The following is a 24,983-nucleotide window of genomic DNA, read 5'->3' as shown; positions in this document are numbered from 1 at the left end:
CATGAACCGCAGCCTGCTTTTCAAACTTGGCGCGATTGCGCTGCTGATGCTGGTATTGCTGATTCCATTGCTGATGATCAACGGCATCATCGCCGACCGCCAGTTCACGCGTGATCAGGTGTTGGATGACATTGCCCGCAGCTCCAGCTACAGCCAGCGCCTCACCGGCCCGGTGATGGTGGTGCCGTATCGCAAGACCGTCCGCGAGTGGAAGCTCAATGAAAAGCTCAACAAACGCTACGAAGTCACCCGTGAAGAGCGCGGTCGTCTGTATTTCCTGCCGGATCGATTTGAACTCGATGGCAAGGTGCAGACCGAACTGCGCGCACGGGGCATCTACCAGGCGCGGCTGTTCCATGCCGACAACCGCATCAGCGGGCGTTTCGAGCTGCCTGCGCAATTGGGTATTACGGAGAATTTTGCCGATTACCGTTTTGAACCGGCGTTTCTGGCGGTGGGCATCAGCGATATTCGCGGCATCGAGAACGCGCTGAAACTGGAGCTGGGCAGCCAGCAACTGGAGTTCGAGCCCGGCTCCCAGGTGGACTGGCTGGGTGAGGGCGTGCACGTGACACTGCCGGAGCACGACAGCAAAAAGCCCAACGTTGTGGACTTTGCTTTCGACCTGCGCCTGCAAGGCACCGAGCAACTGCAAGTGGTGCCGGTGGGCAAGACCAGCCAGGTCTCAATCGCTTCAAACTGGCCACACCCCAGCTTCATCGGCAACTTCCTGCCGGCACAACGCGAGATTACCGACCAGGGCTTTACCGCCAACTGGCAGACCTCCTTCTTCTCCACCAACCTTGAGCAAGCCCTGCAAACCTGCCTGGACAAGCAGGGCTGTGAAGACTTCAACAACCGCAGCTTCGGCGTGAACTTCATCGACCCGGTGGACCAATACCTCAAGAGCGATCGTGCGATTAAATACGCGCTGCTGTTCATCGCCCTGACCTTCGCCGGCTTCTTCCTGTTCGAAGTGCTCAAGAGCCTGGCGGTGCATCCGATTCAATACGCGTTGGTGGGGTTTGCGCTGGCGTTTTTCTACCTGTTGTTGCTGTCGTTGTCCGAGCACATCGGGTTCGCGCTGGCTTATCTGATCTCTGCCAGCGCCTGCGTGTTGTTGATTGGCTTCTATGTGTGCCATGTGCTGCGCAGCGTCGCCCACGGGCTGGGGTTTTCCGCGGGGTTGGCGGCGTTGTATGGCTTGTTGTACGGGCTGTTGAGTGCCGAGGATTACGCGTTGCTGATGGGCTCGTTGCTGCTGTTCGGCCTGCTGGGCACGGTGATGGTGCTGACACGAAAGTTGGATTGGTATGGGGTGGGCAAGCGTAAAGCGGCTGAGCCTTTGGAGTTTGACCTGGAGGCGGTGCAATGATCGGGTTACGGGAGGATAGGCTGGAGCGGGCAAAATTGGTGCTACGGATTAATCAGCTGTTTTCTGTGGCGAGGGAGCTTGCTCCCGCTGGGGCGCGAAGCGGCCCCAAAGAATGGGCCTGCTACGCAGTCCAACGGGAGCAAGCTCCCTCGCCACAGTAAAATCTTACACCGGGGGTTGGGTCTGCTGCATCGAAGGCCGTTGGCTGACCTCGGCGTACCAGGAGGCAAGCTGCGGGTTATCCAGGCGCCATTGCATGTCCGGATGGCGGAAGTCGAGGTAACCCAAGGCGCAGGCCACGCTGATGGCGGCGATGTCGAAGTGGCTGGTCAGTTCAGCAATCGCATCCGCCTCCAATTCAGAGAGGCTGCGGCGGATCTTGTTGCGCTGCTCATCGAGCCACTGGTCCCAGTGCTTTTCGGCTGGACGCAGGGCCGTTTCGTAGCGCACCAACACGGCGGCATCCATGATGCCGTCGGCCATCGAGGCCAGGGTCAGACGGCGCCAGCGGGCCGAGCCGTCGCGGGGAATCAGTGGGTTGCCGACGTGCTGGTGGTCGAAGTAATCGAGGATCACCCGGCTGTCGTGCAATACCGTGCCATCGGCCAGGCGCAGGGCCGGGATCTTGCCCACGGGGTTGCCTTGAACCACCTGCGCATCCGGGTTGACCGGGGTCGGCATGCAGCCGTGCAGCGCGACGCGGTCCTGCTGGCCGGTTTCAGCCAGCAGCACGCGCACCTTACGCACGAAGGGGGAAGCGGGGTTGTGGAACAAGGTCATGCTGGGAGCGGACATGGGCATTCCTCAAGAAAGGGCCGGGCTAATCTATCTCACCGCTTGAGCAAGGCCCAAGTGCCAATTGCAGCGGGAATGCCCAAACCGACCCAACTGAGCGAATCCCACAGCCCATCCCCCAGCAACGCCGCAAACAACCCGGCTGCGCTGAGCAGGCCGATCCCCAGCGGAATACCAAACACTTTCCAGAAGTTCGACTGACGCGGCTTCATGCCTTGCCCGCCTTGCGCCGCACCATCCACAAGTAAATCCCACTGACCAACACGATGATGGTCAGTACATCCAGCGCCGCCCATAGGACTTTCATCGGCATGCCGCCGTAGTCACCGAAGTGCAGCGGTTGGGACATGCCCATGGCGTCCATGTACCACGGCCGTTCGGCGATGGCGGTGACGGCCAGGGTGCTGGCGTCGATCAGCACCGGCGTGAGCAGGTGTGAGGTCAGGTGGGTGCTGCCTTTCATGAACACGGCATAGTGGTGCTCGCTGGAAAAGCGCGTGCCGGGGAAGGCGATGAAGTCCGGCTCCATGCCGGGAGCGGCCTTGGCGGCGATGGTCAGCAGTTCGGTAGCCGGTGCGCGCTGGGTCGGCGGCGGGGCGTTTTTGTAGGGCTCGATCATGGCGCTGAGACTGTCCTGGCGCCAGGCGGCGATGATCAGGTCAGCGCAGGCGCTGATCACGCCGGTCACGCCCACCACCAAGGCCCAGGTCAGAGTGACCACGCCGATCAGGTTATGCAGGTCGAGCCAGCGCAGGCGCGTGGACTTGTCCTGGCGCACCGTGGCGAACTTCAGGCGACGCATGAACGGCAGGTACAGCACCGTGCCCGAAATGATCGCCAGCACAAACAGAATGCCCATGAACGCCAGCAGCAACTTGCCCGGCAAGCCGGCGAACATGTCGACGTGCAGGCGCAGCAGAAACAAGGTGAATCCACCGTTGGCCGCCGGGGTTTCCAAGGCTTCACCGGTGCGCGCATCAAGCATGAAGGTGTGGGACGCGTTGGGCTCGGTGCCAGCGGTGGCGGCCATGATCGCGATCACGCCGTTCTTGTCATCCTCGTCCCAGGCCAGGTATTGCAGGGCATCGCCGGGGCGATGGGCCTGGGCGGCGCTGACGAGTTGTTCGAGGTTGAGCTGCGGCGTATCAGCAGGCATTTGCGCCAGTTCCGGCTCGTTGCCCAGCAGGTGGTCGATCTCATGGTGAAACACCAACGGCAGGCCGGTGAGGGCGAGCAGCAGCAGGAATACTGTGCAGATCAGGCTGGTCCAAGTGTGGATGAAGGACCAGCGGCGGATGGTTTTGCTTTTCATTTTTTCAACCTTCAGACACACCAAAGCCGCCCACGGGGGCGGCCTGGGGTTAACTCAGCCGATTACCACTGGTAGGTGGCGCTGGCGACGACGCTGCGTTGGTCGCCGAAGTAGCAGTAGTTGCCATCGCAGGTCGACAGGTAGTCCTTGTTGAACAGGTTGGTGGCATTCAACTTGACCGATGCGCCTTTGAGGCTGTTGTCCAGGCGGCCCAGGTCGTAATGCACCGAACCGTCGAACACGGTATAGGCGTTGGCCTTGCCCAGCCAGGTGTTGGCCTGGTCGCCGTAGGTGTTGCCAGTGTAGCGCGCGCCGAAGCCGATGCCGAAGCCATCGAGCGGGCCGGTGTGCCACGTGTAGTCAGTCCACAGCGAAGCCTGCTGGTTGGGCATCAACGTCAGGCGGTTGCCTTTGTAGATGCCTTTTTGCACCTCGGATTTGGCCAAGGTGTAGGCGGCGATGACCTTAAGGTTCTCGGTCACGTCAGACACGGCTTCCAGCTCCAGGCCCTTGACCTTCACTTCGCCGGTCTGGCTGTTGATTTGCTGGCCTCCTGCGCCGAGCGTCGTGACCTGCACGTTTTTCTGGGTCAGGTCGTACACCGCTGCGCTCAGCAAAGTGTTGGAGCCGGGCGGCTGATACTTGACGCCCATTTCCCACTGCTTGCCTTCCGTCGGTTTGAAGGTCTTGGTGGCATTGGTATCGGCGTTGCTTGCCGGCTGGAAGGACTCGGCGTAGGACAAGTACGGTACGAAGCCCGAATCGAACACGTAGCTCAGCGCCGCGTTGCCGCTGAAATGCTTGATGCGGTCGGTGTTGGTTGCGTCGCTGTCGTTGAAATAGGTGGTGCCCTGATGCACCCAGTCTTCACGCCCACCCAGGGTCAGGCGCCATTTGTCCAAGGCCATCTGGTCCTGCACGTAGAGGCCGGTCTGTACGGTTTTCTGGTTGTAGTCGTAGAAAGGCCGCACGCCGGTTGGGCGCAGCGTCGGCGTGGTATTGATCGGGTTGAAGATGTTGATGTTTGACGCGGTCCCGTAAATCGCACGGTAGGACGTGTCGGTGCGTTGGTGATCCAGGCCCAGCAGCAGGGTATGGATCACGTCGCCCGTGGCGAAATCCGCCTGGAAATTGTTATCCACCGCGAACTGGCCAATGCTTTCGTTGACGTTGGTGGTCGAGCGGCTGATATCGCCCGCCGCATTTGCCGGGGAAAATGCATAAGAGCCCACGGTCAACTGCCGGAAGTCCAGTTCCGACTTGGTGTAGCGCAGGTTCTGCTTGAACTGCCAGGTGTCGTTGAAACGGTGTTCGAACGCATAGCCCAGCGCATAGTAGGTGCGGTCGTAGAACTCGTAGTCCGGATCGCCCAGGTTCTTGTGGTGGGAAACGTCACCCAGCGGCGAGTTGATCTTGGTGCCTTGGATCGGCATGAACTGGCTGGTCGTGCCGGTATCGTCCCGCGTGAACTGCGACAAGAAGGTCAGCTTGGTATCCGGATCGATGTTCCACGTCAGGCTTGGCGCAATGTTGTAGCGCTTGTTGTCGATGTGGTCGACCTGAGTGCCGGCGTCGCGCACCACGCCGCTGAGGCCGTAGAGGAACTGGCCGTCATCGTCGATCTTGCCGGTGCTGGCAAAGTTGATCTGACGGTAGTTATCGCTGCCGTATTGCACCTGGACGGCGTGGCTCGACTCCTCGCTGGGACGGCGGCTGACCATGTCCAACAGGCCGCCCGGCGGCGTCTGGCCGTACACCGATGAGGCCGGGCCGCGCAGCAGGGCGAGGCGGTCGAGGTTCCAGGTCTCGGCTTTCGGGTTGGCGTAGACGCCACGTGGCAGCGGCAGGCCGTCGAGGAACTGGGTGGGTTCGAAGCCACGTACACGCATCCAGTCGTAGCGGGTGTCGCTACCGTAGCTGGCGGACACGATGCCCGGCATGTATTTCACCGCGTCATCCAGGTTCTGCACGTTGCGGTCTTGCATCTGCTCGCGGGTGGCGACCGAGATCGAACGCGGCGCCTCGACCAGCGCGGTGTCGGTCTTGGTGCCGGCGGCGGTGCGCTTGGCCAGGTAACCGTCGACCGGGCCCCAGGCGCTTTCATAGCTGTCCTGGCCGGTGATGTTGGTGGTCGGCAACGCCACGACGCCTTCTGGAATCGCCACCAGGGTGTACGTCCCCGCACTGCTCTGTTCCAACTGCAACCCCGTGCCACGCAGTGCTTCACGCAGCGCGCCCGGAGCATCGAACTGGCCCTTGACCGGCGCCGAGGTCTTGCCTGACGCCAAGGCCGGGCTGAGGGTCAGCGCCAGGCCGCCCTGGCTGGCGATCTGGTTCAGGGTGGTGGCCAGGGGGGCCGCCGGCAGATTGTAGGTGCGCACGCTGGACGCCTGTTCCGCTGCGATCAGCGAAGTGCTGGCCAGCGGGGCGCTGAGGGCAATCGCCACGGCTAACAGGCTGGGGCGCAACAAGGTGTCTAGCGTGCGGGACATAGGGCGGCTCCTGAATGGAAATATTTCGCAATTGCCTAGGTGCCGAACGAGAATCGAAAAGTGATAGGGCAGGATGAAAATATTTTTTATTTGGCCGCGGGTGCCTTGCCGATCACGGTCACCCACCACGGCGTGTGCTGCTCGATCTGCACCGGCAGCGTCGGCAGCAGCGCGTTGAGCGCCAGTGTGGTGTCGTGCAGCGGGAAGCTGCCAGTGATGCGCAGGTCAGCGACGTTTTTATCCACACCCAGGTAACCGGTGCGGTAACGGCTGAGCTCCGCAACCACATCGCCCAGGCGCGCGTTATCGACTACCAACATGCCGCGGGTCCAGGCGTCGGTGGCGGGGGTGACGGCAAGCGCAGGGCCGAGGCCGTCGCTGCGCATCAGCACTTGCTGGCCTTCCTTGAAGATCTGTTCCTGATTCAGCGCTTCGGGCTGGGCGGCCACGGCCGATTGCAACACGCTCAAGCGCGTGGCGTCGTCTTCGCGCTTGACGATAAACCGCGTACCCAGCGCCCGCAGGCTGCCGTCGCGGGTTTGCACATAGAATGGCCGCGCATCGTTGTGGCCGGTCTCGACCAGGATTTCGCCTTCCTGCAACACGATCAGCCGGCGTTTTTCATCAAAACGTACGTCGATGGCGCTGTGGGTGTTGAGGTTGATCAACGTGCCATCCGCCAGCTTCAGCGTGCGCTGCTCGCCGGTGGCGGTGCGTTGGTCGGCCAGCCAATAGTGGATCGGCACATAGCGTTCACCGGCAAACAGCGCCAGGCCAATCACCAGCGCGATACTTGCAAGACCACTGCCCAGCTTGCGCACGCGCTGGCGAATGCCTTCACGCGATTGCAGCAACGCCGCCCGCGCCGGACCCGAGGCCACGCTGAAACGCTGGTCGAGCATGCCCAACTGGCGCCAGGCGCGGGCGTGTTCTTCATCGCTGGCCAGCCATTTATCGAATTCTTCACGCTCAATTACGCTGCCATCGCCCGAATCGAGGGACAGCTGCCAGGCAATCGCCGCATCCAGCACGCGGGCCGAGACGGGTTTGGAGCTGATCACCGTCACAGCGGCTCGCCATACAGCGCGATGTAGCACTGGCGAATGCCCTCGGCGAGGTACTGGCGCACGCGGGGCACCGACACGCCGAGGCGCTGGGCGATTTCGGTGTGACCCATGCCGTCGAGGCGGTTATAGAGGAAGGCGGCGCGAGCCTTGCTCGACAGCTTGCCGAGCAGGCGGTCGATGGCCTTGAGGTCCTCGAGGATCATTTGCTGTTCTTCCGGCGACGGGTGTTCGCTTTCCGGGATCAGCATCAGCTCGGTGAGGTAGGCCTGTTCCAGGGCCGCGCGACGGAAGTAGTCGAACAACAAGCCCTTGGCGATTGCCACCAGGAACGCCCTTGGTTCGCGGGGTTCACGCAACTCATCACGGCCGAGCAGGCGCATGAAGGTGTCCTGGCTCAGGTCTTCGGCGCGGCTCGGGCAGGCCACGTTGCGTCGAAGCCAGGCCAGCAGCCAGCCACGATGGTCGCGATACAACGCGCCAACAAGCTCACTGTGTGGGTTCTGGATCGACGACAAGGCATCACCTGGTAAACGCGATGTTTAAACTAACGAGAATTATTCGCGATTGTGTCAGAGCCGTGGAGTGGGCGCAATTGGCGTCTGTCGGGAGATGACATTAAAACGATGGCGCGTGCTGACGCCGTTTCCATTGGCTCAAACGCTCTTGCAACGCCTGTGTCGTGTCGATGTGTTGCTGGCGCGCGCGGCTGAACAGGATCAGCATCAGCTCCGCCGTGGCCAGGGCATCGGCGCTGGCGTGGTGGCGCTCGCCCACATGCAGGTGGAAGTGGTTGATCCAGTCGTCCAACCCGGCCTCGCGAATATGCGCATCCGGGCACAGCAGCGGGGCGATGTCTGCAACATCGAGAAACGGATGGGCCAGGCGATAACCCAGGCTGTCCTTGAGCGCCCGGCACAGCATGTGTTGATCGAACGGCGCATGGAAGGCCAGCAATGGGCTGTCGCCCACAAAGTCCATGAAGTCCAACAACGCATCGACCGGATCGCTGCCAGCGGCAATCGCACTGGGGCCGAGGCCGTGGATCAACACGCTGGGGCTGAGTTTGGTTTCGGTCCGTTGCAGCGTGCGTTCGAACAGTTGCGAGAAATCCACCGCGCCATCTTCGATCACCACCGCGCCAATCGACAGCACCTGGTCACGGTTGAGGTTGAGGCCGCTGGTTTCCAGGTCCACCACCACCCAGCGCTGGTTGCGCAGGGTGACGTCGCCCAGCGGTGTGGGTTTGCGCAGTTGCGCCAGGCGCTGCTGTTGCGCGCTGTCGAGCCCCGGCGTTTTCTTACGCAGCCAGTTGAACAAGCTCACAGCTGATACCGCAATGTCAGGCTGCTTTGCAGGCGCTGGGCCTGGCGCAGGGATTCACGCAGGATGCGCCGGTCCAGATGGTTGAGGCTGTCCGGGTCGACACGGTTGGAATACGGCTGATTCTCGCGGGTTTGCAGTTGGTGCTGCTGCATGCGGGTCTGCTGGATAAAGTGGTAGGCCTCTTCATACGCCGCGCCGTCCAGGGGCTCGATCACCTCCTTGACCACTAACTGGCGCAGGCGCTCCAGGGTGTTGTTGGCGTGGATGCCATTGGCCAGGGCCAACAGGCGCGCGCCGTCGACAAAAGGGGTCAGGCCCTGCACCTTGAGGTCGAGCGTGGCTTTTTCGCCGCCTTTACGCGTGAGTACAAATTCGCGGAAACGTCCTACGGGCGGCCGCTGGCGCAACGCGTTTTCGGCCAACATGCGTTGAAACAACCGGTTGTCCGCCACCTGGTCGAGAATACCTTGGCGCAATTGCTCGCAGCCGCGTTCATCGCCCCACACCACACGCAGATCGAAATAGATGCTGGAACCCAGCAGATTCTCCGGCGTGGCTTCGCGGATAAACGCTGCAAACCGTCGCGCCCATTCCGCCCGTGACAGGCACAGCTCCGGGTTGCCGGCCATGATGTTGCCTTTGCACAGGCTGAACCCACACAGCGCCAGGCTCTGGTTGATCTGCTGCGCCAGCGGCAACAACCGGCCTCGGATCGCCGCGGCTTCGGCCGCGTCCTTGGCATCAAACAGGATGCCGTTGTCCTGGTCGGTGTACAGCGTCTGCTCGCGGCGGCCTTCGCTGCCAAAGCACAACCAACTGAAGGGCACGCCGGGGTCGCCTTTTTCGGCCAGGGTCAGCTCGATCACCCGGCACACGGTGTGATCGTTGAGCAGCGTAATGATGTGGGTGATCTGGGTGGACGAGGCACCATGGGCCAGCATGCGTTCGACCAACTGGCCGATCTCGCCGCGAATCGCCACCAGATTGTCCACCTTCGGCGCATTGCGGATGGTGCGCGCCAGGTGCACCAGGTCCACCCGTTGCAGGGAAAACAGATCGCGCTCGGACACCACGCCGCACAGGCGCTGGTCCTTGACCAGGCAGACGTGGGCGATATGCCGCTCGGTCATGGCGATCGCGGCGTCGAAGGCGCTGTGGTCCGGCGTCAGGAAGAACGGTGCCTGGGTCATATGCCCTTCGATGGCCTGGCTGAAATCGCTGGTGCCATCGGCCACCACCTGGCGCAGGTCGCGCAGGGTGAAAATCCCCAGGGGCGCCTTGTGTTCATCCACGATCACGATGCTGCCGACCTGTTGCTCATGCATCAGCGTGACGGCTTCGCGCAGCGGCGTGGCGGGGCTGCACGTGACGGGGTGGCGCATGGCCAATTCACCGAGCCGCGTGTTCAGGGAATATTGAGTGCCGAGGGTTTCCACGGCTTTTTGCTGCACCTGCTGATTCACCTGATCCAACAGGCTGCTGACGCCGCGCAGGGCAAAATCGCGAAACGGGCTGGAGAGTGCAAACAGCTTGATGAACGCCGGTTTGTTCAGTTGCAGGCAGAAGGTGTCTTCGGCGGCCTTGTGCTCGGTGCGCGTCGCGCGTTCGCCCAACAGTGCGGCGAGGGGGAAGCATTCGCCAGTGGTGATTTCAAACGTGGTTTCGGCGCTGTCTGGCCGCTCACCGACCACCCGGCCCTGCTTGACGATATAAAAGTGCTCCACCGGCCCGCCCGACGGTTTGAGGATGCTGTCGCCGGGGCCATAGAAGCGTAACTGGCACTGTTCCACCAAAAACGCCAAGTGGGCGTTTTCCATCTGGTTGAACGGCGGGAAGCGTTGCAGGAATTGCAGGGTGCCGTGGATATTTTGCAACACAGCAGTTTTCCCCGCCTGGGCGAAGGCATCAGCTTTACTCATAACAATGACCGCAGTTTTTTTGTCGTTATCGTCCCTCATGGTCGACTCCTGCGCAGCGGGTGCCCATTGGACGTAAGTCTAGGTCGATACAAACGGCACACACCTAGGGAAAAACCTTACATGACTATCGTCCAAAACCCGTAGAACGCCCACTAGGCAAACTTTCCGACGAAGTGCACATTGATCGCCCTTCCGCAGATGTCTGACGAGTGTGCTGGGAGATTGATGAGAACTGCTGAGAACCGTATGTCCGACCACGATATTTTGAGTGATGCCGAGCGCGAGGCGCTGAGCGCCGTGATGCTGGAGCCTGATTTACCGCCACAACGCGTGTTGATCGTCGACGACGACAAGGACGCACGCGAACTGCTGGCGGAAATCCTGGGGCTGGACGGTATTCGCTGCATGACCGCCGACAGTGGTGAGGCGGCGTGGGATTTGTTGAAGTCGAGCAGCTCCATCGGTTTGCTGATCACTGACCTGCGCATGGCACCCAGCAACGGCCTGGAACTTATCCGACAAGTGCGTGAGTCCACCCGTGCGGCGCTGCCGATCATCATCATGTCGGGGGATGCCGAAGCGCCGGATGTGATCGATGCGATGCACTTGAGCGTAGTGGATTTTTTGCTCAAGCCGATCGATAGCGTGAAGTTGGCAAAGATGGTGAAGCGAGAGTTGGGGATGGCGCAGTAAAACCCAGCCGGATAAAAAAAGCCCTGATCGTGTGATCAGGGCTTTTTCATTTACAAGCCGTTCTTGGCCTTGAACTCCCGACGCCGACGGTGCAATACCGGCTCGGTATACCCATTAGGCTGTTTGGTCCCTTCAATCACCAACTCCACCGCTGCCTGGAACGCGATGTTGCTGTCGAAATCCGGTGCCAGTGGGCGGTACAACGTATCCCCAGCATTCTGACGGTCCACCACCGGCGCCATGCGCTTGAGGCTTTCCATCACCTGAGCTTCGTTGACGATGCCGTGGCGCAGCCAGTTGGCGATGTGCTGGCTGGAGATGCGCAGGGTGGCGCGGTCTTCCATCAGGCCTACATCGTTGATGTCCGGCACTTTCGAGCAACCGACGCCTTGGTCGATCCAACGGACCACATAACCCAGGATGCCTTGGGCGTTGTTGTCCAGTTCGTTGCGGATTTCTTCGTCGGACCAATCGGTGTTGCTGGCCAGCGGAATGGTCAGGATGTCGTCCACCGACGCACGCTCGCGCTTGGCCAACTCGGCCTGGCGGGCGAACACATCGACCTTGTGGTAGTGCAACGCGTGCAGCGCAGCCGCTGTCGGCGACGGCACCCAGGCGGTGTTGGCGCCGGCCAGTGGGTGGGCGATTTTCTGTTCGAGCATCGCCGCCATCAGGTCGGGCATGGCCCACATGCCTTTACCGATCTGCGCGCGACCTTGCAGACCGGTGCTCAGGCCGATATCGACGTTCCAGTTTTCGTAGGCGCCGATCCATTTTTCCGCCTTCATTGCCGCCTTGCGCACCATCGCGCCGGCTTCCATGGAGGTGTGGATCTCGTCGCCGGTACGGTCGAGGAAACCGGTGTTGATAAACACCACGCGCTCGCTGGCGGCCTTGATGCAGGCCTTGAGGTTGACCGTGGTACGGCGCTCCTCGTCCATGATCCCGACTTTCAGCGTGTTGCGCGGCAGCTTCAGCACGTCTTCGATGCGGCCGAACAGCTCGTTGGTGAACGCGGCTTCTTCCGGGCCGTGCATCTTCGGCTTAACGATGTACACGGAGCCAGTGCGGCTGTTCTTGCGGCTGTTGTTGCCGTTGAGGCTGTGGGTCGCGGCGAGGCTGGTGACCAGGCCGTCGAGGATGCCTTCCGGCACTTCGTTGCCGTCTTTGTCGAGGATCGCATCGATGGTCATCAGGTGACCCACGTTGCGCACGAACAACAGCGAGCGACCGTGCAGCGTTACGTCCTGGCCATCCACGCCGGTATAAACGCGGTCGGCGTTCATGGTGCGAGTAAAGGTCTTGCCGCCCTTGGCCACTTCTTCGGCCAGGTCGCCCTTCATCAGGCCGAGCCAGTTGCGGTAGATCACCACTTTGTCGTCGGCATCGACGGCGGCGACGGAGTCTTCGCAGTCCATGATGGTGGTCAGCGCGGCTTCCATCAGCACGTCTTTGACGCCGGCGGCATCGGTCTGCCCGACCGGGGTGCTGGCGTCGATCTGGATTTCGAAGTGCAGGCCGTTGTGTTTCAGCAGGATCGCAATCGGCTCGGCCGCAGGGCCCTGGAAACCGATCAACTGTGCGTCGTCGCGCAGGCCGCTGTTGCTGCCGCCCTTGAGGCTGACGATCAGCGTGCCGTCGACAATCTTGTAGCCGGTGGAATCGACGTGGCTGCCGGCGCTGAGCGGTGCGGCCCCATCGAGGAAGGCGCGGGCGAAGGCGATGACCTTGTCGCCACGCACTTTGTTGTAGCCCTGGCCCTTTTCGGCGCCGTCGGCTTCGCTGATGGCGTCGGTGCCATACAGCGCGTCGTACAGCGAGCCCCAGCGCGCATTCGAGGCGTTGAGGGCGAAGCGGGCGTTCATCACCGGCACTACCAGCTGCGGGCCGGCCATGCGGGCGATCTCGTCATCGACGTTTTGGGTCGTGGCCTGGAAGTCCGCGGCTTCTGGCAGCAGGTATCCAATGTCTTGCAGGAAGGCTTTGTAGGCCACCGGGTCGTGCGCCTGGCCGGCATGAGTCTGGTGCCAGGTATCGATCCGCGCTTGGAAATCGTCGCGTTTGGCGAGTAGGGCTTTGTTCTTCGGGGCCAGGTCATGGATGACCTTGTCGGCACCGGCCCAGAACTGGTCGGCAGTAATGCCGGTGCCGGGAATGGCTTCGTTGTTCACGAAGTCGAACAGGACTTTGGCGACCTGCAGGCCACCGACTTGAACGTGTTCAGTCATTGCTTGCCTCACTCTGCACAGCTTAAGCGCTTTTTAGATTTTCATTATGTAGTGCCAGGTTGCGCATACTACATGATGACTTGCGGTTGTGAAAATTAGACTAAATACGTCGTTTAGCGACCCACTTTGGTCGTACGGTCACAGCGGAGAACCGGATGTTCTCAAAAAACTATTGGATTGTTCCAGATAAATATAAAAATGGTACACGATTTGTTATCGAGGGCCTTCGGGTCCACCTTGTAGATTGAATTCCAGAGGGCGTTGCCATGGACCATCTTGTACTCACAATTATCGCTGCCGACAAACCCGGCCTGGTCGAGCGCATCGCGCAGAATATCGCCGCCCACGGTGGCAACTGGCTGGAAAGCCGCATGGCGCACATGGCCGGGCAGTTTGCCGGGATCCTGCGGGTCAGCGTGCCTACAGAGCACCGTCAGGCGTTGGTCGGGGCGTTGGAGGATTTATCCACCCATGGCATTCGCGTGCTGGTGGGCGAGGGCAGTAGTGGGCAAGCGTCGGCGTCCAAATCGATCATGATGACGCTGGTGGGCAATGACCGTGCGGGCATTGTACGCGAGATCACCGCGCTGCTGAGCCAGCAGGGCGTGAACCTGGAGAGCCTGAGCACCGATGTGCGCCCGGCCCCCATGAGCGGCGATCCGTTGTTTACCGCCGAGGCGATGTTGCAGGTGCCGACCGCGTTATCCCTGGACACCTTGCAGCTGTCCCTGGAAACCCTGGCCGATGACTTGATGGTGGAACTGCACCACGAGGAATAAATGACGAGGAATAATCTGCCCACAGGGTTATGCATGGAAATCTTGCATGGGCCTGTGGATAACCTGTAGAGACCCCTCGCCAGCCCACGCCGGCCGGGGTTCTTCGCTGTTTGAGCAAAAAACGAGCAATTTCAAAAGCTTGTGCACAAATGGCGGGGACCAGGTTGTGGATAACCTTGGGGTGGATGTCTGCAAGCCACGCGCCCTGTAGCCTGCAGAGGTTTGTACGTTATTTGATCAACGTTTGCGCACGCTGAGCCAGATATCCACGCTATACACCACCAGCCCCGCCCAGATGAAGGCGAACGCGGTCAGCGTGCTCGGTGCCAGGTGTTCGCCGAACAGCAGCACGGCTTCGAGCAATACCAGGGTCGGCGCGACGTACTGCAAAAAGCCCAACGCGGTGTAGGGCAAATGCCGTGCGGCGGCGTTGAAACACACCAGCGGGATCAGCGTTACCGGGCCGGCCGCCACCAGCCACCAGGCTTCGGACGTACTCCAGAACGCCATTTGCGCGCTATGGGCGGTTGGGTTGAACAGCAGCCAGGCAACTGCAATCGGCACCAGCATCCAGGTTTCCACCACCAGCCCCGGCAGCGCCTTGACCGGCGCCTGCTTGCGAATCAGCCCGTAGAAACCGAAGGTCAACGCCAGCACCAGCGACACCCATGGCAAGCTGCCGACCTGCCAGACCTGTTGCGCCACACCCACGGCTGCCAGCCCGACGGCGACCCACTGCAAGCGGCGCAGGCGTTCACCCAGGATCAGCATGCCCAACACTACGTTCACCAATGGGTTGATGTAGTAACCCAGGCTCGCTTCCAGCATGCGCCCGGTGTTCACCGACCACACATACGTCAGCCAGTTACCCGCGATCAGCGAACCACTGAGGGCCAGGATCGCCAGGCGCTTGGGGTTATCGCGCAACTCGCGGAACCAGCCGGGATGCTTCCACACCATCAACAGCAAACCGCCGAACAGCGCCGACCACAACACGCGGTGCACGATGATCTCGGCGGCGGGCACGCTGGCGATGGCTTTGAAGTAGAGCGGGAACAGACCCCAGATGACGTAGGCGCTCAGGCCCAGGATATACCCCTTGCGGGGGTTGGCGGCTTGCATTGCAGAATCCTTGCTTAGGCAGCTAACAAAGCGCGATTGTAAGGATATTTGTCCGTCAAAACAGCTTCAACGGTTCTTCATTCAAGGCGGCCAGTTGTTCGCGCAATGCCAACACCTGATCGCCCCAATAACGCTCGCTGCCAAACCACGGGAAGCTGTGGGGGAACGCTGGGTCGTCCCAACGCCGTGCCAGCCAGGCGCTGTAGTGCATCAGGCGCAATGCACGCAGCGGTTCGATCAGCGCCAGTTCACGCGGGTCGAAGTCATGGAATTCCTGGTAGCCGTCCATCAGTTCCGACAACTGTCCCAGACATTCCTGACGATCTCCGGCGAGCATCATCCACAGGTCCTGTACCGCCGGGCCCATGCGGCAGTCGTCCAGGTCGACGATATGGAACATCTCGTCACGGCACATCATGTTGCCGGGGTGGCAATCGCCGTGCATGCGGATGTTCTTGTGCGGTGTGGCTTTGTACACCTCTTCCACGCGCTTGAGCAGGTCGCGGGCCACGGACTCGTAGGCCGGCAGCAGGCTCTTGGGAATGAAATTGCCTTCAAGCAAGGTGGTGAGTGAGTCGTGACCAAAGTTCTTCACGCCCAAGGCTTCGCGGTGTTCGAACGGGCGGGTGGAGCCCACCGCATGCAAACGTCCGAGCAATTGCCCAAGGCGATACAGCTGATCGAGATTACCCGGCTCCGGCGCACGGCCGCCACGGCGGGGGAACAGGGTAAAGCGGAAACCGGCGTGTTCGAACAGGCTTTCGCCGTTGTGGATCAGTGGCGCGACCACCGGCACTTCGCATTCGGCCAGTTCGAAAGTGAAGCGGTGTTCTTCGAGGATTGCCTCGTTGGTCCAACGCTGCGGCCGATAGAACTTGGCGATCAGCGGTTCCGAGTCTTCGATGCCCACTTGATAGACGCGGTTTTCGTAGCTGTTGAGCGCCAGAACGCGAGCATCGCTGAGAAAACCGATGCTTTCGACAGCGTCGAGCACCAAGTCGGGCGTGAGTGTTTCAAACGGGTGGGCCATGCGAACTCCTGCGCGCAGCAGGGCGCCGCGTCCGGCCGGGTATGGTAACAGTGATAGGTGGTGACTGTGCGGACGCCTTCGCGAGCAAGCCCGCTCCCACATTCGACCGCATTCTCATGCTGGAACTCGGTCAAGTGTGGGAGCGGGCTTGCTCGCGAAGAGGGCTTATCAGGCGCCGACTATCCCACCGTCATCCCGCCGAATCGCCATCACCGACGAGCGCGGCTTGCCATTCGGCAGATGCTCCGGCCAGGTCGAACCACCGGTTTCGCCTGGGTGCTGGATCCCCACAAACAGCGTCTTCTGATCCGGCGAGAAGCTGATGCCCGTCACTTCACAGGCCACCGGTCCGACCATGAAGCGGCGGATTTCCCCGGTGGAAGGGTCGGCGCAGAGCATCTGGTTATTACCCATTCCCGCGAAATCTCCCGCGTTGCTGTAGTCCCCATCCGTAAGAATCCACAGGCGTCCAGCCTTGTCGAAGCCCAACCCGTCCGGGCTGTTGAACATGTTCTGCGGGTTGATGTTCGACGAGCCACCCTTCGGCGTACCGGCGTGCACGCCAGGGTTGCCGGCCACCACGAACAGGTCCCAGGTGAATTCCGAGGCACCGTGGTTATCGGCGTCGGCCTTCCAGCGCAGGATCTGGCCGTAGACGTTTTTCTCACGCGGGTTGGGGCCGCCCACCGGCTGGCCCTCTTCACCGCGCTTGGCGTTGTTGGTCAGGGTGCAATAGACCTGGCCGTCGGTGGGGCTGACCACGATCCATTCCGGGCGGTCCATGCGCGTGGCTTTCACCACACTGGCGGCTAGGCGCGCGTGGATCAGCACTTCGGCCTGGCTGGCGAAGCCGGTGCTGGCGTCGATGCCGTTTTTGCCGTGGGTCAGCTCGACCCATTGGCCCTTGCCCTTGGGGTGGTCGGCGTTGCCGTCGCCTGCGTCGAAAATCGCCACATACAAGGTGCCGTGGTCGAGCAGGTCTTTGTTGGCCTTGGGGTTCTTGTGGTTGATCTTGTCGCGGCTGACGAACTTGTAGATGAACTCGCCGCGCTCATCGTCGCCCATGTACACCACGGCGCGGCCGTCGCGGGTTTCCGCCAGGGCGGCGTTTTCATGCTTGAAGCGGCCCAGGGCGGTGCGCTTGGCCGGGGTGGATTGCGGGTCGAACGGGTCGATCTCCACCACCCAACCGTGGCGGTTGAGTTCGTTGGGGTTCTTGGCCATATCGAAACGCGGGTCGTGCTGGTGCCAGTTGATGTCCTTGCTGGCGGCAACCACGCCATAGCGTTTCTGCCCGGCGTCGAAGGTTTGTTGTGGGTTGCTGCTGCCGAAGCAGTCGGTGAAGTTCTCTTCACACGTCAGATAAGTGCCCCATGGCGTCTTGCCGTTGGCGCAGTTCTGGAAGGTGCCCAGGGCTTTTTTGCCGGATTTGTCGGCGCTGGTTTTCAGCCAGTCGTGGCCGGCGGCGGGGCCGCTGAGGCGGATCGGCGAGTTGCCGTGGATGCGGCGGTTGTAACGCGAGTCCTGCACGAACTGCCAGGTGTCGCCCTTGCGCCGCACTTCGATGACCGACACGCCTTCGCTGGCCTGGGCCTTGTGCACGTCTTCGGCGGATTGCGGCGCGCCGCCGTGGGCGAAGAGGTAGCGGTAGTTGGTGTATTCGTTGTTGATCGCCATCAGCGCGCGGTTGTCGTCACCGGGGAAGGCAAACAGGCTCATGCCGTCGTTGTTGTCGCCGAACTGCTGTTCCTGGGCTTTGGCCGTGCCGTTGCCGGACGGGTCGAAGGCCGGCGCGCTCTTGCTCAGTGGCTGGCCCCAGCTGATCAGCACCGACGCGCTGTAGCCCGGCGGCAAGGTGATGGCGTCGCTGGTGGCGGCGGCGATGCTGGTGAACCCCAGCAACGGGCTGGCGCTGGCGGCGTTGACGGCGAGGGCGCTGCGGGTCAGCAGGTTGCCACCCAGGAACATCGCGGCGCCACACAGGGCACCGGCGCCGATGAAACGGCGGCGGGTGAGGCCGACCATCTGCTCAAGGTCGGTGGCTTGGTTTTCTTCTAATAGGCTCATCTCAGGCTCCCTGCGGTTTTTGCAGACACCATAAGGAGCGGGCGTGACGAAATTGTTGCAGTTTTAATAGCGGGCCGCTTACACCGGCGTGCCGAGCAGCACATTGCTCGGCGCAAATTGAACCTGGATCGCTTTGCCTTCGGTCACGCGCAGCGTCTTGAGCGTGGCGGGCTGCGCCAAGGCGCACAAAACCTGGCCGTTGGGCAGGGTGACGCGCACTTCGCTGGGCCCGTCTTCGGCATCGAGAATGGCGTCGACGATGCCGCTCATGCAATTGTGTCCAGTTGTTGCGAAGGCCTCGGGTGCCAGCAACTCCAGCCAGCCGGCCTTGATCAATGCGACCACTTCCACGCCGGTTTCCAGCTCCAGTCGCTGGGTGCTGTCGTGGGTGATCTGCGCAGCCAGGGTCAGCCCGCCGGCCAGTTGCAGGCGGATCAGATCATTGCGGCCATGCTGCTCGATGGCGACGACCTGACCATGCAGTTGGTTACGTGCGCTGGTGCGCAGCATCAAGCGGCCCAGTAGATTGAAATCGCTGGCGGCTTCGTCCGAGCCCAACACTTCGGCCTGCACCACTTGCAGGCGCTGGTAAAGGCGCAACACACGCTCACCTTCGACCGTCAACCTGGCGCCGCCGCCGCCCTTGCCGCCGACGCTACGTTCCACCAGTGGTTTTTGCGCCAAGTTGTTCAGCTCGTCGATGGCATCCCACGCCGCTTTGTAGCTCAAGCCCGCGCTCTTTGCCGCGCGGGTGATGGAGCCCTGCTCAGCGATATGCGCCAGTAAGGCAATGCGCTGGGGACGGCGGATGATGTGTTGGCTGAGGGACGTTGGCAGAGACATGGGGATACGCTTCGATGGGATAAGCCGAACGTTGCGGGCAAGGGTGACCGGAGTCAAGTCAACTGCCCGGTTTGGGCGTGCGGGCCACGCAGTACACATCGACTTGTCGTGCGCCGGCATTCATCAACAACCGCGCCAGGCTGTGGGCGGTGGCGCCGGTGGTGAGTACGTCGTCCACCAGCGCGAAGTGACGGCCTTGCACCCGTGCGTCGGGCGCCAGGGCGAAAGCGCCGAGCAGGTTGCGTTGGCGGGTCTTGGCATCGAGGGCTTGTTGGGCGACGGTTTCATGGGGGCGTAACAACAGGTGTTCATCGTAGGGGATGTTCAAGTCGCTGCTGAGCCAGCGCGCCAGCATCAAGGCCTGGTTATAGCCGCGTTCACGCAGGCGCTTGCGGGCCATGGGTACCGGCAGCAGGCAGTCGGGACGTGTGAGTCCGGTGTTGTCGAAGCGATGTTGCAGGTGCTGGGTCAACAGCCGCGCCAGCATCTGCCCCAGGGGCCAGCGCGCTTGGTGCTTGAAGCGGCTGATCAGGCTGTCGACCGGAAAGCTGTAGGTCCAGGGCGCGATCACCTGTTTAAAGGCCAGCGGATGTTTCTGGCATTGGCCGCAGATCAAGCCCTCCATCGGCAAGGGCAGGGCGCACAGGTTGCAGTGTTCTATCAGCCACGGCAGCTCGGTTTCGCAGACGTTGCACACAGAGTCGGCCGATTCCGTCGCCTCATCGCAGATTAAACAGGTTTGTGTGTTTTTTGACCAGATGTAAACCTGGTGTTTGTGTCCTGGTTGACAGTGCATGAATCTTCCTTAAATATGCCGAGCATCCGTGTCGTGCCTGTGGGTATTGCCCTTCCCGCAGCGCTTGCCAAAACATAATCAAGGAATCGCCCATGAGCGCCAGCACCACCGCCACTTTGCGTCACGATTGGTCCCTCGCCGAAGTCAAGGCCCTGTTCGTACAGCCGTTCAATGACCTGCTGTTCCAGGCGCAGACCGTGCACCGCGCGCATTTCGACGCCAACCGTGTGCAGGTTTCGACGCTGCTGTCGATCAAGACCGGCGCCTGCCCGGAAGATTGCAAATATTGTCCGCAGTCGGGCCACTACAACACTGGCCTGGAAAAAGAGAAGCTGATGGAAGTGCAGAAGGTCCTCGAAGAGGCTGCCCGCGCCAAAGCCATCGGCTCGACCCGCTTCTGCATGGGCGCCGCCTGGAAGCACCCGTCGGCCAAAGACATGCCCTACGTGCTGCAGATGGTCAAAGGCGTGAAGGCCATGGGCCTGGAAACCTGCATGACCCTTGGTCGCCTCGATCAGGACCAGACCGAAGCCCTGGCCCAGGCCGGCCTGGACTATTACAACCACAACCTGGATACATCGCCCGAGTTCTACGGCAGCATCATCACCACCCGTACCTACAGCGAGCGCCTGCAAACCCTGGCGTACGTGCGGGATTCGGGGATGAAGATCTGCTCCGGTGGCATCCTCGGCATGGGCGAGTCCCTCGACGACCGCGCCAATTTGCTGATCCAACTGGCCAACCTGCCGGAGCATCCGGAGTCGGTGCCGATCAACATGTTGGTGAAAGTGGCCGGTACGCCGCTGGAAAACGCCGAAGACATCGACCCATTCGACTTCATCCGCATGCTCGCCGTGGCGCGCATCCTGATGCCGCAGTCCCATGTACGCCTGTCGGCCGGTCGTGAGGCAATGAACGAGCAGATGCAGGCCCTGGCGTTCTTCGCCGGCGCCAACTCGATTTTCTACGGCGACAAATTGCTGACCACCGCCAACCCGCAGGCTGACAAGGACATGCAACTGTTCTCGCGCCTGGGCATCCTCCCGGAAGCCCGTGAAGAACACGCGGATGAAGTGCATCAGGCGGCGATCGAGCAGGCGTTGGTGGAGCAGAAGAGCAGCGAGCAGTTCTATAACGCTGTGGTGTGAGGGATGTCTTTCGATCTCGCCGCGCGCCTCGCTGCCCGCCGTGCCGAACACCTTTATCGCCAGCGCCCGCTGCTCGACAGCCCCCAAGGCCCGGAAGTGGTGGTGGACGGCAAGCCGCTGCTGGCGTTCTGCAATAACGATTACCTGGGCCTGGCCAATCACCCGCAAGTGATTGAAGCCTGGCGCGCCGGTGCGTCCCGCTGGGGCGTGGGCGGCGGTGCTTCGCACTTGGTGGTCGGGCATGCGACGCCGCACCATGAGCTGGAAGAAGCGCTGGCCGACCTCACCGGCCGCCCGCGTGCGCTGCTGTTTACCACCGGCTACATGGCCAATCTCGGTGCGGTCACGGCGTTGGTGGGGCAGGGCGATACGGTGCTGGAAGACCGGCTCAACCATGCCTCGTTGCTGGATGCGGGCCTGCTGTCGGGGGCGCGTTTCAATCGCTACCTGCATAACGACGCTGCAAGCCTCGCCAAGCGCCTGGAGAAAGCCACCGGCAATACCCTGGTGGTCACCGATGGCGTGTTCAGCATGGACGGCGACCTGGCCGACCTGCCCGCCCTGGCCCGTGAAACCAAGGCCAAGGGCGCCTGGCTGATGGTGGATGATGCCCATGGTCTCGGCCCATTGGGTGCCAACGGCGGCGGTATCGTCGAGCACTTCGGCCTGAGCCAGGAGGACGTACCGGTCCTGGTTGGCACCCTTGGCAAGGCGTTCGGCACGGCCGGCGCTTTTGTGGCGGGCAGTGAAGAACTGATCGAAAGCCTGATCCAGTTTGCGCGCCCGTATATCTACACCACCAGCCAACCGCCGGCACTGGCCTGCGCCACCTTGAAAAGCCTGGAGCTTTTGCGCACCGAACATTGGCGACGCGAGCACCTCAACGGCCTGATCCGCCAGTTCCGTCACGGCGCCGAGCAGCTTGGGCTGGACCTGATGGACAGCTTCACGCCGATCCAGCCGATCCTGATCGGCGACAGCGCCAAGGCCATGCGCCTGTCGCAGATGCTGCGCGAGCGCGGCCTGATGGTTACCGCGATTCGCCCACCCACCGTGCCGGCTGGCAGTGCGCGTTTGCGCGTGACCTTGACGGCGGCCCACACCGAGGCGCAGGTGCAGCTATTGTTAAACGCATTGGAAGAATGTTTCCGCTTGTTAGGCGCCACGGAGCCCGACCATGCGTGATCGACTGATATTGCTGCCGGGTTGGGGCCTCGGTGTATCGCCGCTGGAACCGTTGGCCGCTGCATTGCAAGGCCTGGACGAACACCTGCAGGTGCAGATCGAGCCGTTGCCCGCACTGGATTCCAGCGACCTGAATGAATGGCTCGACGAACTCGACGCCACGCTGCCGGACAACGCCTGGCTGGGCGGTTGGTCGCTGGGTGGCATGCTCGCTTCGGAGCTGGCGGCGCGGCGTGGCGAACGTTGCTGCGGCTTGCTGACGCTGGCGAGCAACCCGTGTTTTGTCGCCCATGAAGGTTGGCCCAGCGCGATGCCCGCCGAGACGTTCGATGCGTTTCTCGCCGGTTGCCACGCCGACTCCCAAGTGACCCTCAAGCGTTTCGGTTTGCTGTGTGCCAAAGGCGCCGAAGACCCGCGTGGGTTATCGCGCTTGCTGGTCAGTGGCGCGCCGAATACGCCTTCCAGTGTGCTGATGCCCGGCCTCGAACTGCTCGCCCAACTCGACACCCGCGAAGCCTTGCTGGCGTATCGGGGTCCGCAGTTGCACCTGTTCGCCGGGCTGGACGGGTTGGTCCCCGCCGAAGCCGCCAGCGACCTGCTGGCACTGCTGCCCGATGTTGAAGTCGGCCTGATTGAACAGGCCGGCCACGCGTTTCTTCTGGAAGACCCCCACGGTGTTGCGGGGGCCATCCAGGCTTTTTTGCATGAGTGCGTCGATGACTGATTTATCCCACGCCCCGCTGCCGGGTGCCTTGCCCGACAAACGCCAGGTGGCGGCGTCGTTTTCCCGTGCAGCCGCCAGTTACGACAGCGTTGCCGAGTTACAGCGCGCAGTGGGCAGCCAATTGCTGGCACGCTTGCCGGCTGACATTGCGCCGCAACGCTGGCTGGACATGGGCTGCGGCACCGGTTATTTCAGCCGCGTGCTGGCCGAACGTTTGCCCGCCAGCCAAGGCATTGCACTGGACATCGCCGAAGGCATGCTCAATCACGCGCGTCCGCTGGGGGGGGCGCAGCACTTCGTCGCAGGCGATGCCGAGCGCTTGCCGCTTAAAGCTGACAGCGTGGCGCTGATCTTCTCCTCCCTCGCGGTGCAGTGGTGCGCCAACTTTGAGGCGGTGCTCAGCGAGGCCTACCGCGTGCTGCAACCGGGTGGCACGTTCGCTTTTGCCAGCCTGTGTGTGGGCACCCTGGAAGAGCTGCGCGAAAGCTGGCGCGCGGCGGATGGCCTGGTTCACGTCAACCGCTTTCGTACGTTCGAGGCTTATCAGCATCTGTGCGCAGCCAGCGGCTTGCGGGTAGTGAGCCTGGAGCGCCGCGCCCACGTGTTGCATTACCCGGACGTGCGCAGCCTCACCCATGAATTGAAGGCCCTGGGTGCGCACAACCTCAACCCCGGCCGGCCGGGAGGGTTGACGGGGCGCGCGCGGATTGTTGCACTGGTGCAGGCGTATGAGCGGTTCCGCCAGGCCCAGGGCCTGCCGGCGACTTACCAAGTGGTGTATGCCGTACTGGAGAAACCTCTATGAACGCCGCCTACTTCATCACTGGCACCGACACCGATGTTGGCAAGACCACCATCGCTGCTGGCCTGCTGCACGCGGCGCGACAAGCCGGCAGAAGCACTGCCGCTGGCAAGCCCGTGGCTTCCGGTTGCCAGGTCACGCCCAAAGGCTTGCGCAACGCTGATGCACTGGCGTTGCTGGCCGAATGTTCGTTGCCCCTGACGTATGCCGAGGTCAACCCGGTGGCGTTCGAACCGGCCATCGCGCCGCATCTGGCGGCGCGGGAGGCGGGCGTCTCTCTGACCGTGCAATCGTTGCTCAAGCCCATGCAGCAGATTCTGGCGCGCGAAGCGGATTTCACCTTGATCGAAGGCGCAGGCGGTTGGCGGGTGCCTCTGGCCGATCAGGCGAACCTGTCGGATTTGGCCATGGCGCTCAAGCTGCCGGTGATCCTGGTGGTAGGCGTGCGCCTGGGTTGCATCAGCCATGCCTTGCTCACCGCCGAAGCCATCGCCCGCGACGGTTTGCAGCTGGCCGGGTGGGTGGCGAATATCATCGACCCCAAGACCTCCCGTCTGGAAGAGAACCTCGCCACCCTGGCCGAACGGCTGCCTGCGCCCTGTCTGGGCCGTGTGCCGAAACTCAAGCAGGCGGGGGCTGAAGCGGTGGCAGAATACTTGCAGCTGGACTTGCTTGACTGATTTTGGCTATCGCTAAGGCATTATGCCATTAGTGTTTTTGACGGGCGTTTTGCGGGCAACTCTGCTTCAATCACGGTTCACGATTCTCTAAAGGCAGGCTTACGCCATGGAAATCTCCGGAAGCAGCGCGTTTTATTCGGGCCTGAGCAGCATTCAGACCGGGCAGAACCGTGTCGACCAGGCCGCCGGAAAAATCGCCAGCGCCGCGACGACCCAGCCCTCGGATGCGCAAAGCGACCGCCTGCAAGCCAACGACCGTGCCCAGCCGTCCAACTCGGCCAGCAACATGGTCGAAATGGCCCAAGGCAAATTCCAAGTGGAGCTCGGCGCCAAAGTGGCCAAGGCTTCGGATGAAATGCTCGGCACCCTGATCGACACCTACGCTTAATCCCCTCTGACTCCCACCGGCCTCTTACAGAGGTCGGTTGTGCTTGCACAATTCTTGATTCCCTTCTGAACTCCTTGTGGCAACCCGCCGCAGGCGTCGCCGTGCGCGCCTTTGATTCACGTCATGACAAACGGCATCCGGACGACGCTTGACATCCCCAGGTGGTAAACGTATGTTTCAAACACCTGTTTGACCGCCACAACAATTCCACGCGG

General features: G+C 61.9%; 23 protein-coding genes. 9 read left to right on the top strand and 14 right to left on the bottom strand.

Annotated elements, in window-relative coordinates:
- Position 1 precedes the first annotated feature (1 nt).
- The gene (creD, locus tag HX812_RS00465) at positions 2–1,375 is read left to right on the top strand and encodes a cell envelope integrity protein CreD (RefSeq protein WP_038848827.1); all 1,374 of its coding nucleotides are present in this window, start codon (positions 2–4) and stop codon (positions 1,373–1,375) included.
- A gap of 165 nt (positions 1,376–1,540) precedes the next feature.
- Here the strand turns inward: creD and HX812_RS00460 are convergent, their stop codons facing one another.
- The 8 genes from HX812_RS00460 to HX812_RS00425 form a co-directional block, all read right to left on the bottom strand.
- Positions 1,541–2,170: a glutathione S-transferase N-terminal domain-containing protein gene (locus HX812_RS00460; protein WP_038843112.1), complete on the bottom strand. Its 630-nt coding sequence runs from the start codon at positions 2,168–2,170 to the stop codon at positions 1,541–1,543.
- Between the two features lie 35 nt (positions 2,171–2,205).
- Positions 2,206–2,382, bottom strand: a complete 177-nt coding sequence (locus HX812_RS00455; RefSeq protein ID WP_098467484.1) for a hypothetical protein — start codon at positions 2,380–2,382, stop codon at positions 2,206–2,208.
- On the bottom strand, positions 2,379–3,482 hold the full coding sequence (locus tag HX812_RS00450) for a PepSY domain-containing protein (protein WP_038843110.1): 1,104 nt from the start codon (positions 3,480–3,482) through the stop codon (positions 2,379–2,381). The genes HX812_RS00455 and HX812_RS00450 overlap by 4 nt, the downstream gene beginning before the upstream one ends.
- A 62-nt stretch (positions 3,483–3,544) precedes the next feature.
- On the bottom strand, positions 3,545–5,974 hold the full coding sequence (locus HX812_RS00445; RefSeq protein ID WP_038843101.1) for a TonB-dependent siderophore receptor: 2,430 nt from the start codon (positions 5,972–5,974) through the stop codon (positions 3,545–3,547).
- Between the two features lie 86 nt (positions 5,975–6,060).
- Entirely contained in the window at positions 6,061–7,041 is a 981-nt protein-coding gene (locus HX812_RS00440; RefSeq protein WP_038843098.1) for a FecR domain-containing protein, read from the bottom strand.
- On the bottom strand, positions 7,038–7,556 hold the full coding sequence (locus HX812_RS00435) for an RNA polymerase sigma factor (protein ID WP_038843095.1): 519 nt from the start codon (positions 7,554–7,556) through the stop codon (positions 7,038–7,040). Before HX812_RS00435 ends, HX812_RS00440 begins: the two co-directional genes overlap by 4 nt.
- 100 nt (positions 7,557–7,656) lie before the next feature.
- Complete coding sequence (locus HX812_RS00430; protein WP_038843092.1) at positions 7,657–8,364, bottom strand: PolC-type DNA polymerase III; 708 nt, start codon at positions 8,362–8,364, stop codon at positions 7,657–7,659.
- The gene (locus HX812_RS00425; RefSeq protein WP_038843118.1) at positions 8,361–10,283 is read right to left on the bottom strand and encodes a putative nucleotidyltransferase substrate binding domain-containing protein; all 1,923 of its coding nucleotides are present in this window, start codon (positions 10,281–10,283) and stop codon (positions 8,361–8,363) included. The genes HX812_RS00430 and HX812_RS00425 overlap by 4 nt, the downstream gene beginning before the upstream one ends.
- A 246-nt stretch (positions 10,284–10,529) precedes the next feature.
- Between HX812_RS00425 and HX812_RS00420 the strand changes: the two genes are divergently transcribed.
- Positions 10,530–10,976, top strand: coding sequence for a response regulator (locus HX812_RS00420; RefSeq protein WP_025857000.1), 447 nt, complete (start codon positions 10,530–10,532; stop codon positions 10,974–10,976).
- 50 nt (positions 10,977–11,026) lie between these two features.
- Here the strand turns inward: HX812_RS00420 and HX812_RS00415 are convergent, their stop codons facing one another.
- Complete coding sequence (locus tag HX812_RS00415; RefSeq protein ID WP_038843089.1) at positions 11,027–13,204, bottom strand: malate synthase G; 2,178 nt, start codon at positions 13,202–13,204, stop codon at positions 11,027–11,029.
- A 266-nt stretch (positions 13,205–13,470) separates the two neighbouring features.
- On the opposite strand from HX812_RS00415, the gene HX812_RS00410 reads away from it, so the two are divergent.
- A complete protein-coding gene (locus HX812_RS00410) occupies positions 13,471–13,983 on the top strand; it encodes a glycine cleavage system protein R (protein WP_038843084.1) in 513 nt (170 codons plus the stop codon).
- A gap of 237 nt (positions 13,984–14,220) precedes the next feature.
- On the opposite strand, the gene rarD is transcribed toward HX812_RS00410, so the two are convergent.
- The 5 genes from rarD to HX812_RS00385 form a co-directional block, all read right to left on the bottom strand.
- Positions 14,221–15,105 carry an EamA family transporter RarD gene (gene rarD, locus HX812_RS00405; RefSeq protein WP_033898075.1) on the bottom strand — a complete coding sequence of 295 codons (885 nt, stop codon included), beginning with the start codon at positions 15,103–15,105 and terminating at the stop codon, positions 14,221–14,223.
- A 55-nt stretch (positions 15,106–15,160) separates the two neighbouring features.
- Positions 15,161–16,135, bottom strand: a complete 975-nt coding sequence (locus HX812_RS00400) for a serine/threonine protein kinase (protein ID WP_016977838.1) — start codon at positions 16,133–16,135, stop codon at positions 15,161–15,163.
- 168 nt (positions 16,136–16,303) lie between these two features.
- Positions 16,304–18,202, bottom strand: coding sequence for a PhoX family phosphatase (locus tag HX812_RS00395; RefSeq protein WP_038843081.1), 1,899 nt, complete (start codon positions 18,200–18,202; stop codon positions 16,304–16,306).
- Positions 18,203–18,280: 78 nt separating this feature from the next.
- The gene (locus tag HX812_RS00390; RefSeq protein ID WP_038843079.1) at positions 18,281–19,045 is read right to left on the bottom strand and encodes a TOBE domain-containing protein; all 765 of its coding nucleotides are present in this window, start codon (positions 19,043–19,045) and stop codon (positions 18,281–18,283) included.
- A gap of 58 nt (positions 19,046–19,103) precedes the next feature.
- Positions 19,104–19,841, bottom strand: a complete 738-nt coding sequence (locus tag HX812_RS00385) for a ComF family protein (RefSeq protein WP_038843076.1) — start codon at positions 19,839–19,841, stop codon at positions 19,104–19,106.
- A gap of 92 nt (positions 19,842–19,933) precedes the next feature.
- On the opposite strand from HX812_RS00385, the gene bioB reads away from it, so the two are divergent.
- The 6 genes from bioB (at position 19,934) to HX812_RS00355 (ending at position 24,768) form a co-directional block, all read left to right on the top strand.
- Complete coding sequence (gene bioB, locus HX812_RS00380; RefSeq protein WP_016977842.1) at positions 19,934–20,989, top strand: biotin synthase BioB; 1,056 nt, start codon at positions 19,934–19,936, stop codon at positions 20,987–20,989.
- A 3-nt stretch (positions 20,990–20,992) separates the two neighbouring features.
- Positions 20,993–22,174, top strand: coding sequence for an 8-amino-7-oxononanoate synthase (bioF, locus tag HX812_RS00375; RefSeq protein WP_038843072.1), 1,182 nt, complete (start codon positions 20,993–20,995; stop codon positions 22,172–22,174).
- A complete protein-coding gene (locus HX812_RS00370; protein ID WP_038843070.1) occupies positions 22,167–22,898 on the top strand; it encodes an alpha/beta fold hydrolase in 732 nt (243 codons plus the stop codon). The genes bioF and HX812_RS00370 overlap by 8 nt, the downstream gene beginning before the upstream one ends.
- Entirely contained in the window at positions 22,891–23,703 is an 813-nt protein-coding gene (gene bioC, locus HX812_RS00365; RefSeq protein ID WP_038843067.1) for a malonyl-ACP O-methyltransferase BioC, read from the top strand. Before HX812_RS00370 ends, bioC begins: the two co-directional genes overlap by 8 nt.
- Complete coding sequence (gene bioD / locus HX812_RS00360) at positions 23,700–24,380, top strand: dethiobiotin synthase (protein ID WP_038843064.1); 681 nt, start codon at positions 23,700–23,702, stop codon at positions 24,378–24,380. The genes bioC and bioD overlap by 4 nt, the downstream gene beginning before the upstream one ends.
- Before the next feature lie 106 nt (positions 24,381–24,486).
- Complete coding sequence (locus HX812_RS00355) at positions 24,487–24,768, top strand: hypothetical protein (protein ID WP_016977847.1); 282 nt, start codon at positions 24,487–24,489, stop codon at positions 24,766–24,768.
- The last annotated feature ends 215 nt before the right edge of the window (positions 24,769–24,983 follow it).

The sequence above is a fragment of the Pseudomonas sp. IPO3749 genome (assembly GCF_013386605.1).
GTDB classification, from domain to species: Bacteria; Pseudomonadota; Gammaproteobacteria; order Pseudomonadales; family Pseudomonadaceae; genus Aquipseudomonas; species Aquipseudomonas azotoformans_A.
The sequence above is the reverse complement of the archived record's forward strand: the minus strand, read 5'-3'. Positions and strand labels throughout refer to the sequence as shown.